General features: G+C 63.8%; 10 protein-coding genes. 5 read left to right on the top strand and 5 right to left on the bottom strand.

Annotated elements, in window-relative coordinates; genetic code table 11:
- Positions 1-89: 89 nt before the first annotated feature.
- The 4 genes from FJ934_RS27400 to FJ934_RS27385 all read right to left on the bottom strand — a co-directional run bounded on the left by FJ934_RS27400 (position 90) and on the right by FJ934_RS27385 (position 4,128).
- Positions 90-1,121, bottom strand: a complete 1,032-nt coding sequence (locus tag FJ934_RS27400; protein WP_140613521.1) for a BMP family protein — start codon at positions 1,119-1,121, stop codon at positions 90-92.
- Between the two features lie 151 nt (positions 1,122-1,272).
- Positions 1,273-2,478, bottom strand: a complete 1,206-nt coding sequence (gene pcaF, locus FJ934_RS27395; RefSeq protein WP_140613522.1) for a 3-oxoadipyl-CoA thiolase — start codon at positions 2,476-2,478, stop codon at positions 1,273-1,275.
- 1 nt (position 2,479) lies between these two features.
- Positions 2,480-3,274, bottom strand: coding sequence for a CoA-transferase subunit beta (locus FJ934_RS27390; RefSeq protein WP_140613523.1), 795 nt, complete (start codon positions 3,272-3,274; stop codon positions 2,480-2,482).
- Positions 3,271-4,128, bottom strand: a complete 858-nt coding sequence (locus FJ934_RS27385; protein ID WP_140613524.1) for a CoA transferase subunit A — start codon at positions 4,126-4,128, stop codon at positions 3,271-3,273. The genes FJ934_RS27390 and FJ934_RS27385 overlap by 4 nt, the downstream gene beginning before the upstream one ends.
- Before the next feature lie 121 nt (positions 4,129-4,249).
- Between FJ934_RS27385 and FJ934_RS27380 the strand changes: the two genes are divergently transcribed.
- Positions 4,250-5,020, top strand: a complete 771-nt coding sequence (locus FJ934_RS27380) for an IclR family transcriptional regulator C-terminal domain-containing protein (protein WP_140613525.1) — start codon at positions 4,250-4,252, stop codon at positions 5,018-5,020.
- A 232-nt stretch (positions 5,021-5,252) separates the two neighbouring features.
- Here FJ934_RS27380 and FJ934_RS27370 read toward each other — a convergent pair whose 3' ends face one another.
- The gene (locus FJ934_RS27370; protein ID WP_140613525.1) at positions 5,253-6,023 is read right to left on the bottom strand and encodes an IclR family transcriptional regulator C-terminal domain-containing protein; all 771 of its coding nucleotides are present in this window, start codon (positions 6,021-6,023) and stop codon (positions 5,253-5,255) included.
- A gap of 121 nt (positions 6,024-6,144) precedes the next feature.
- Here FJ934_RS27370 and FJ934_RS27365 point away from each other — a divergent pair, with 121 nt between their 5' ends.
- From FJ934_RS27365 to FJ934_RS27350, 4 genes are all read left to right on the top strand, one after another.
- Positions 6,145-7,002 (top strand): CoA transferase subunit A, encoded by an 858-nt coding sequence (locus tag FJ934_RS27365; RefSeq protein ID WP_140613524.1) that lies wholly within the window; start codon positions 6,145-6,147, stop codon positions 7,000-7,002.
- On the top strand, positions 6,999-7,793 hold the full coding sequence (locus tag FJ934_RS27360) for a CoA-transferase subunit beta (RefSeq protein ID WP_140613523.1): 795 nt from the start codon (positions 6,999-7,001) through the stop codon (positions 7,791-7,793). The genes FJ934_RS27365 and FJ934_RS27360 overlap by 4 nt, the downstream gene beginning before the upstream one ends.
- Position 7,794: 1 nt before the next feature.
- A complete protein-coding gene (gene pcaF / locus FJ934_RS27355) occupies positions 7,795-9,000 on the top strand; it encodes a 3-oxoadipyl-CoA thiolase (RefSeq protein WP_140613522.1) in 1,206 nt (401 codons plus the stop codon).
- Positions 9,001-9,151: 151 nt separating this feature from the next.
- On the top strand, positions 9,152-10,183 hold the full coding sequence (locus tag FJ934_RS27350; protein ID WP_140613521.1) for a BMP family protein: 1,032 nt from the start codon (positions 9,152-9,154) through the stop codon (positions 10,181-10,183).
- Positions 10,184-10,272 lie beyond the last annotated feature (89 nt).

Below are 10,272 nucleotides of genomic sequence, written 5' to 3'. Positions count from 1 at the left end.
GGGCGAGACGGGTGGGGGTGCGCCCTACGAGACCCCCACCCCGATCCGCTTTGCGGATCGACCCTCCCCACAAGGGGGAGGGTGAAATATCAATCCGAAACCGGCGTGTTCTCGTCCACATCGACGCGGAAATTGCCTTCCAGGATCTCGGCCTTCTTTTTCTCGACCAGGTCCTTGACGTCGGCGGGCAGCGTCTTGTCGAATTTGTGGAAAGGCGCCAGATACGAGCCGCCCTTGGCCATGCGCGAGAAATCGCCATAATCCTGCGCCGTATAGACTCCGGCCTTAACCAGTTTGATCGCCTGCTCGACCGTCGGGTACATGTCCCAGACCGGGCCGGTGATGACCGTATCGGGACCGAGGCTCGACTGGTCGGACATGTTGGAGATGGCGAACACCTTCTTCTCCACCGCTGCTTCGATGACGCCGAACCGTTCGGCATAGATGACATCGGCGCCGGCATCGATCTGTGCGACCGCCGCCTCCTTGGCCTTGGGCGGATCGAAGAAGGAGCCGATGAAGGCGACCTTCTTCTTGACGTTCGGATTGACCTCCTTGGCGCCGGCGAAGAAGGCGTTGACCAGCCGGTTCACCTCCGGAATGCCCATCGCCGCCACGGCGCCGACCGTGCCCGACTTCGACATCTTGCCGGCGATCATGCCGGAGAGATAGGCCGGCTCATGGATCCAGTTGTCGAACACACCGAAATTGGGCTCGGCAGGGCCTGCGCCGGAGCCGAACAGGAAGGCCGTCTTTGGGAACTGCTTGGCCGTGCGGCGCGATTCGCGCTCGGCGGCGAAGGCATCGCCCAGCACCAGTTCGTATCCGCCTTGCGCATATTCGCGCATGACGCGGCTGAAATCGGCGGTCTGCACCTTCTCCGACCATTTGTATTCGATGCCCAGTTCCTTCTCGGCCTTCTGCAGGGCGACATGGATCTGGTTGTCCCATGGCTCCTCGATAGGCGTGGCGAAGATCGCAGCCACTTTCAGCTTCTTGTCCTTGGCGAAGGCCGCGCCCGGCAGCATCGCCGCCGCCAGGCCAAGCGCGCCCAATTCCAGCACGTTGCGCCGCGACAGCCCGTCGCATGCCGATTGAGATTTATTCTTCCGGTTATCCATTGCAGTCCCCTCTGTTCGACAGCCGTGTCGAGCCGGCTGTTCTAAAAATCAGACGGGGAACTATGGAACGGGTCCGGACTTTTGTCCACATGGTCAAATTTGACGGACGCGATCCGGGCACTCTGCTGGCCTGGCCGGGAAATGTGGCCGATCAGACCCGTTCGAGCGCGATGGCGATGCCCTGGCCGACGCCGATGCACATGGTGGCGAGTGCATAGCGCCCGCCACGCTCGCGAAGCTCCAGCGCCGCGGTGCCGGATATGCGGGCGCCCGACATCCCAAGCGGATGGCCGAGCGCGATGGCGCCGCCATTCGGGTTGACGTGCCCGGCGTCCTCGGCGATGCCGAGTTGGCGCAGCACGGCGATGCCTTGCGAGGCAAAGGCTTCGTTGAGTTCGATGACATCGAACTGTTGTGGCGTCAGGCCGAGCCGCGCGCACAGTTTCTGCGTCGCCGGCGCCGGACCGATGCCCATGATGCGCGGCGCGACGCCGGCGGCGGCTCCGCCCAGGACGCGGGCGATCGGCGTCAGGCCGTATTTCTTCGCAGCGGCTTCCGAGGCAACGATCAGCGCCGCGGCCCCGTCATTGACACCCGACGCATTGCCGGCAGTCACTGTCCCGCCTTGCCGGAATGGTGTCGGCAATTTGGCCAGCGCCTCGATTGTTGTTCCGGCTCGGGGATGCTCGTCTTTCGAGACGACAATCGCATCGCCCTTGCGCTGCGGGATTGTCACGGGCGTGATTTCCCTGGCCAGCCGGCCATTGGCCTGCGCGGCGATGGCCTTGTCCTGGCTGCGCACGGCGAAGGCATCCTGATCGGCGCGCGAGACGGCAAAATCCTCGGCGACGTTCTCGCCCGTCTCGGGCATCGAATCGACGCCATACTGCTTCTTCATCAGCGGATTGACGAAGCGCCAGCCGATGGTGGTGTCGTAAATCTCGGCATTGCGCGAGAACGCCGCGTCGGCCTTGGGCATGACGAAGGGCGCGCGGCTCATGGATTCGACGCCGCCGGCGATCATCAATTCCGCCTCGCCGGCCTTGATGGCGCGCGCCGCGATGGTCAGCGCATCCATGCCGGAACCGCACAGGCGATTGACGGTCGAGCCCGGAATTTCCTTGGGCAGACCGGCCAAAAGCAGCGCCATGCGCGCCACGTTGCGGTTGTCCTCGCCGGCCTGGTTGGCGCAGCCATAGACGACATCGTCGACCGCTTGCCAGTCAATACTCGCATTTCGCTCGAGCAAAGCCTTCAGCGGTATCGCGCCGAGATCGTCGGCACGCATCGATGACAGCGAGCCGCCGAAACGGCCGATCGGCGTGCGGATATAGTCGCAGATATAGGCCTCGGCCATGTCATGCAGCCTTTGCTTTTCCGGTTCCCTTATGCGCCGCCTTGGTGCGGGCCTGCAGGTCGCGCAATGTGTTGAGTTCGAGATCGCTTGGCGCCGGCGTCTCGTCAAGCGCGTCGGCGAACCTGACGACCCAGCCACAGGTCTCCTGCACCTGCTGGCGTGTGACGCCGGGATGCAGCGACACGACCGTGAATTCCTTGGTCACCGGGTCTGGTTTCCAGATCGCAAGGTCGGTGATCAGCAAAGTGGGCCCGGCCGTCTCGATGCCGAGCCGCTGGCGATGATCACCGCCCTCGCCGTGGCCGAAGGAGGTAAAGAAGTCGATCTTTTCGACCATTCCACGCCTTGTCTGCGCCATGGTGATGTAGATCTCCTTCGACGAGGTCGCGATCTCCGGCGCGCCGCCGCCGCCGGGAAGCCGGGTCTTGGGGTGGAAATAGTCGCCGATGACCGTGGTGTTGATGTTGCCGAACTTGTCGAGTTGGGCAGCCCCGAGGAAACCGATCGAGATGCGGCCACCCTGGAGCCAGTAGCGGAACATTTCCGGCACCGCGACGGTGGTGACCGCGGTTTCGGACAGTTCGCCGTCGCCGATCGACAGCGGCAGCACGTCAGGCGCGGTGCCGATCGTGCCGCTTTCATAGATCAGCGTGATGTCGGGCGCATGCGTCAGCCTCGCCACGTTGCAAGCGGCGGAGGGCGCACCGATGCCGACGAAACAGACATCGTCGTTCTTCAACACGCGGCTGGCGGCGATCGTCATCATCTCGTTGGGAGTGAAACCCCGTTCGCTCATGCCGCTCTCCTTAGATGCTCGACGCGGGCTGCGAAATCACCGGCGCTCTTGCCGATGACGTTCGCCTGCATCCACGCCTGGAACCTGCCACGGTCCGCGGCGATCTCGTCCCATTCGAGATAGGCGGCATTGTCGCGCGCATAATAGCCATGGGCGTAGGAGGGGTGCGAGCCGCCGGGAACGATCGAGATCGCCGCGATCGTCCAGCGCGGCAGCACGGTCAGGTTAGGGTGCAGATCGTCGAAATTGTCGACCACTTCCTCCACCGTCACCACCGCGCGCCTGGCCGCCAGCACAGCTTCCTTCTGAATACCGATGATGCCCTCGACCAGCACATTGCCTTTCTTGTCGGCCTTCTGCGCATGGATGAAGGTGACGTCGGGCCGGATCGAAGGCACCGCCGCCAGCACCTCGCCGGTGAACGGACAGGTGACCGACTTGATGTTCGGATTGACATCGGCCAGCCCGGCGCCGCGATAGCCGCGAAACACCGCGCAGGGCAGGCCAGCGGCCCCTGCCTCATAGGCGTTGGCCATGCCGGCATGGCTGTGTTCCTCGATCTCGATCGACCTGGGAAAGCCATTCTCGATCGAATCGCGGGCACGCCGCAGCAGGCCGACGCCGGGGTTGCCGATATAGGAGAAGATGATTTTCTTCGCCATGCCCATGCCGATCATCTGGTCGTAGATCAGGTCCGGCGTCATGCGGATCAGGGTCAGGTCGCGAAACCCCTGGCGGATCGCCTCATGCGCCGCCGCCGTCGGGATCAGATGGGTGAAGCCTTCGAAGGCGACGGAATCACCATTATTGAGGTTCTCGGCCACCGCCTTTTTGAGCGGCAGGAACTTGACCATCGCCAGGGCTCCAATCCCGAAAGTTCGCATTGCGAACATATGTATTGTATGTGATACTTTCTAGGCTGACCGGAGCCCCGAGTCAATCCGGGCGGACGGCAGCCTTTGGTATGGAGGTCAGATGGACGAAGGGGCTGCTTCGCGTGATCACGTCGGCTCGCTTGAACGCGGCCTCGCCGTCATGGAGATCCTCGCCCGCCACCCTTCGGGCATGACGCTGACCGAAATGGCGGAGGAAGCCGGCCTGACCCGGGCTGGCGCCAGGCGATTCCTGCTGACCTTGGTCGCGACCGGCTATGCCACACAGGCTGGCCGCGTGTTTTCGCTGTCGCCACGTCTGCTGACGGTTGCGCGCACCTGGCTCGGCGGCGCCTCGCTGTGGAGCTTCGCGGCCCCCATCATGCGCGCGGTGGCGGCGCAGCTGAACGAAGCCTGTTCGGCGGCGATCCTCTCGGGCGAGGATGTCGTCTACGTCGCCCGTATTCCTGGCCGCCGCATCCTCAGCGTCTCGCTGGATGTCGGCACCAGGCTGCCGGCCTATTGCACCTCGATGGGGCGCATGCTGCTCGCCGGGCTGACGCCTGAAGAATTGGACACCTTCCTCGGCCGCGCGTCGATCGAGAGAAGAACGGCCAAGACGATCACCGACAGGCCCCTGCTGGCGAAGGCCATCGCCAAAGCGAGGAAGGACGGCTTCGCCATCGTCGACGAGGAACTGGAACTCGGCCTGCGCTCCATCGCCGTGCCGATCCGCGACCGGGCTGGACGAACGGTCGCGGCCATCAATGTGTCGACACAGTCGGCGCGGTTCTCGGTTGCCGAGATGGAACGGGAAATCCTGCCCGCGCTGCTTGGGGCCAGGCAGCGCATCGAGGATTTCTTTGTGGTTTAGGAAAGTCTTGTTGACCTTCCCAACATCGGCGGGACAGCGCCCCCCACTGCCCTGCCGGGCATCTCCCCCACTTGGGGGGAGATCGGACGTCAAGCCGGCTTTCGCCAATCTCCAACGTCGCAGGAGAAGGCGAATCGATGAAACTGCCAATCTCCCTCCTTGTGGGGGAGATGTCCGGCAGGACAGAGGGGGGCGCTGTCCCGCCGATGTTGGGAAGGTCAACAAGACTTTCCTAAACCACAAAGAAATCCTCGATGCGCTGCCTGGCCCCAAGCAGCGCGGGCAGGATTTCCCGTTCCATCTCGGCAACCGAGAACCGCGCCGACTGTGTCGACACATTGATGGCCGCGACCGTTCGTCCAGCCCGGTCGCGGATCGGCACGGCGATGGAGCGCAGGCCGAGTTCCAGTTCCTCGTCGACGATGGCGAAGCCGTCCTTCCTCGCTTTGGCGATGGCCTTCGCCAGCAGGGGCCTGTCGGTGATCGTCTTGGCCGTTCTTCTCTCGATCGACGCGCGGCCGAGGAAGGTGTCCAATTCTTCAGGCGTCAGCCCGGCGAGCAGCATGCGCCCCATCGAGGTGCAATAGGCCGGCAGCCTGGTGCCGACATCCAGCGAGACGCTGAGGATGCGGCGGCCAGGAATACGGGCGACGTAGACGACATCCTCGCCCGAGAGGATCGCCGCCGAACAGGCTTCGTTCAGCTGCGCCGCCACCGCGCGCATGATGGGGGCCGCGAAGCTCCACAGCGAGGCGCCGCCGAGCCAGGTGCGCGCAACCGTCAGCAGACGTGGCGACAGCGAAAACACGCGGCCAGCCTGTGTGGCATAGCCGGTCGCGACCAAGGTCAGCAGGAATCGCCTGGCGCCAGCCCGGGTCAGGCCGGCTTCCTCCGCCATTTCGGTCAGCGTCATGCCCGAAGGGTGGCGGGCGAGGATCTCCATGACGGCGAGGCCGCGTTCAAGCGAGCCGACGTGATCACGCGAAGCAGCCCCTTCGTCCATCTGACCTCCATACCAAAGGCTGCCGTCCGCCCGGATTGACTCGGGGCTCCGGTCAGCCTAGAAAGTATCACATACAATACATATGTTCGCAATGCGAACTTTCGGGATTGGAGCCCTGGCGATGGTCAAGTTCCTGCCGCTCAAAAAGGCGGTGGCCGAGAACCTCAATAATGGTGATTCCGTCGCCTTCGAAGGCTTCACCCATCTGATCCCGACGGCGGCGGCGCATGAGGCGATCCGCCAGGGGTTTCGCGACCTGACCCTGATCCGCATGACGCCGGACCTGATCTACGACCAGATGATCGGCATGGGCATGGCGAAGAAAATCATCTTCTCCTATATCGGCAACCCCGGCGTCGGCCTGCTGCGGCGTGCCCGCGATTCGATCGAGAATGGCTTTCCCAGGTCGATCGAGATCGAGGAACACAGCCATGCCGGCATGGCCAACGCCTATGAGGCAGGGGCCGCTGGCCTGCCCTGCGCGGTGTTTCGCGGCTATCGCGGCGCCGGGCTGGCCGATGTCAATCCGAACATCAAGTCGGTCACCTGTCCGTTCACCGGCGAGGTGCTGGCGGCGGTGCCTTCGATCCGGCCCGACGTCACCTTCATCCATGCGCAGAAGGCCGACAAGAAAGGCAATGTGCTGGTCGAGGGCATCATCGGTATTCAGAAGGAAGCTGTGCTGGCGGCCAGGCGCGCGGTGGTGACGGTGGAGGAAGTGGTCGACAATTTCGACGATCTGCACCCTAACCTGACCGTGCTGCCGCGCTGGACGATCGCGGCGATCTCGATCGTTCCCGGCGGCTCGCACCCCTCCTACGCCCATGGCTATTATGCGCGCGACAATGCCGCCTATCTCGAATGGGACGAGATCGCCGCGGACCGTGGCAGGTTCCAGGCGTGGATGCAGGCGAACGTCATCGGCAAGAGCGCCGGTGATTTCGCAGCCCGCGTCGAGCATCTAAGGAGAGCGGCATGAGCGAACGGGGTTTCACTCCCAACGAGATGATGACGATCGCCGCCAGCCGCGTGTTGAAGAACGACGATGTCTGTTTCGTCGGCATCGGTGCGCCCTCCGCCGCTTGCAACGTGGCGAGGCTGACGCATGCGCCCGACATCACGCTGATCTATGAAAGCGGCACGATCGGCACCGCGCCTGACGTGCTGCCGCTGTCGATCGGCGACGGCGAACTGTCCGAAACCGCGGTCACCACCGTCGCGGTGCCGGAAATGTTCCGCTACTGGCTCCAGGGTGGCCGCATCTCGATCGGTTTCCTCGGGGCTGCCCAACTCGACAAGTTCGGCAACATCAACACCACGGTCATCGGCGACTATTTCCACCCCAAGACCCGGCTTCCCGGCGGCGGCGGCGCGCCGGAGATCGCGACCTCGTCGAAGGAGATCTACATCACCATGGCGCAGACAAGGCGTGGAATGGTCGAAAAGATCGACTTCTTTACCTCCTTCGGCCACGGCGAGGGCGGTGATCATCGCCAGCGGCTCGGCATCGAGACGGCCGGGCCCACTTTGCTGATCACCGACCTTGCGATCTGGAAACCAGACCCGGTGACCAAGGAATTCACGGTCGTGTCGCTGCATCCCGGCGTCACACGCCAGCAGGTGCAGGAGACCTGTGGCTGGGTCGTCAGGTTCGCCGACGCGCTTGACGAGACGCCGGCGCCAAGCGATCTCGAACTCAACACATTGCGCGACCTGCAGGCCCGCACCAAGGCGGCGCATAAGGGAACCGGAAAAGCAAAGGCTGCATGACATGGCCGAGGCCTATATCTGCGACTATATCCGCACGCCGATCGGCCGTTTCGGCGGCTCGCTGTCATCGATGCGTGCCGACGATCTCGGCGCGATACCGCTGAAGGCTTTGCTCGAGCGAAATGCGAGTATTGACTGGCAAGCGGTCGACGATGTCGTCTATGGCTGCGCCAACCAGGCCGGCGAGGACAACCGCAACGTGGCGCGCATGGCGCTGCTTTTGGCCGGTCTGCCCAAGGAAATTCCGGGCTCGACCGTCAATCGCCTGTGCGGTTCCGGCATGGATGCGCTGACCATCGCGGCGCGCGCCATCAAGGCCGGCGAGGCGGAATTGATGATCGCCGGCGGCGTCGAATCCATGAGCCGCGCGCCCTTCGTCATGCCCAAGGCCGACGCGGCGTTCTCGCGCAATGCCGAGATTTACGACACCACCATCGGCTGGCGCTTCGTCAATCCGCTGATGAAGAAGCAGTATGGCGTCGATTCGATGCCCGAGACGGGCGAGAACGTCGCCGAGGATTTTGCCGTCTCGCGCGCCGATCAGGATGCCTTCGCCGTGCGCAGCCAGGACAAGGCCATCGCCGCGCAGGCCAATGGCCGGCTGGCCAGGGAAATCACGCCCGTGACAATCCCGCAGCGCAAGGGCGATGCGATTGTCGTCTCGAAAGACGAGCATCCCCGAGCCGGAACAACAATCGAGGCGCTGGCCAAATTGCCGACACCATTCCGGCAAGGCGGGACAGTGACTGCCGGCAATGCGTCGGGTGTCAATGACGGGGCCGCGGCGCTGATCGTTGCCTCGGAAGCCGCTGCGAAGAAATACGGCCTGACGCCGATCGCCCGCGTCCTGGGCGGAGCCGCCGCCGGCGTCGCGCCGCGCATCATGGGCATCGGTCCGGCGCCGGCGACGCAGAAACTGTGCGCGCGGCTCGGCCTGACGCCACAACAGTTCGATGTCATCGAACTCAACGAAGCCTTTGCCTCGCAAGGCATCGCCGTGCTGCGCCAACTCGGCATCGCCGAGGACGCCGGGCACGTCAACCCGAATGGCGGCGCCATCGCGCTCGGCCATCCGCTTGGGATGTCGGGCGCCCGCATATCCGGCACCGCGGCGCTGGAGCTTCGCGAGCGTGGCGGGCGCTATGCACTCGCCACCATGTGCATCGGCGTCGGCCAGGGCATCGCCATCGCGCTCGAACGGGTCTGATCGGCCACATTTCCCGGCCAGGCCAGCAGAGTGCCCGGATCGCGTCCGTCAAATTTGACCATGTGGACAAAAGTCCGGACCCGTTCCATAGTTCCCCGTCTGATTTTTAGAACAGCCGGCTCGACACGGCTGTCGAACAGAGGGGACTGCAATGGATAACCGGAAGAATAAATCTCAATCGGCATGCGACGGGCTGTCGCGGCGCAACGTGCTGGAATTGGGCGCGCTTGGCCTGGCGGCGGCGATGCTGCCGGGCGCGGCCTTCGCCAAGGACAAGAAGCTGAAAGTGGCTGCGATCTTCGCCACGCCTATCGAGGAGCCATGGGACAACCAGATCCATGTCGCCCTGCAGAAGGCCGAGAAGGAACTGGGCATCGAATACAAATGGTCGGAGAAGGTGCAGACCGCCGATTTCAGCCGCGTCATGCGCGAATATGCGCAAGGCGGATACGAACTGGTGCTGGGCGATGCCTTCGCCGCCGAGCGCGAATCGCGCCGCACGGCCAAGCAGTTCCCAAAGACGGCCTTCCTGTTCGGCTCCGGCGCAGGCCCTGCCGAGCCCAATTTCGGTGTGTTCGACAACTGGATCCATGAGCCGGCCTATCTCTCCGGCATGATCGCCGGCAAGATGTCGAAGTCGGGCACGGTCGGCGCCGTGGCGGCGATGGGCATTCCGGAGGTGAACCGGCTGGTCAACGCCTTCTTCGCCGGCGCCAAGGAGGTCAATCCGAACGTCAAGAAGAAGGTCGCCTTCATCGGCTCCTTCTTCGATCCGCCCAAGGCCAAGGAGGCGGCGGTCGCACAGATCGATGCCGGCGCCGATGTCATCTATGCCGAACGGTTCGGCGTCATCGAAGCAGCGGTGGAGAAGAAGGTGTTCGCCATCTCCAACATGTCCGACCAGTCGAGCCTCGGTCCCGATACGGTCATCACCGGCCCGGTCTGGGACATGTACCCGACGGTCGAGCAGGCGATCAAACTGGTTAAGGCCGGAGTCTATACGGCGCAGGATTATGGCGATTTCTCGCGCATGGCCAAGGGCGGCTCGTATCTGGCGCCTTTCCACAAATTCGACAAGACGCTGCCCGCCGACGTCAAGGACCTGGTCGAGAAAAAGAAGGCCGAGATCCTGGAAGGCAATTTCCGCGTCGATGTGGACGAGAACACGCCGGTTTCGGATTGATATTTCACCCTCCCCCTTGTGGGGAGGGTCGATCCGCAAAGCGGATCGGGGTGGGGGTCTCGTAGGGCGCACCCCCACCCGTCTCGCCC

Source organism: Mesorhizobium sp. B2-4-12, from assembly GCF_006441575.1.
Classification (GTDB): Bacteria; Pseudomonadota; Alphaproteobacteria; order Rhizobiales; family Rhizobiaceae; genus Mesorhizobium.
Note: the sequence above shows the minus strand (reverse complement) of the source record. Positions and strands in the feature narration are given on the sequence as shown.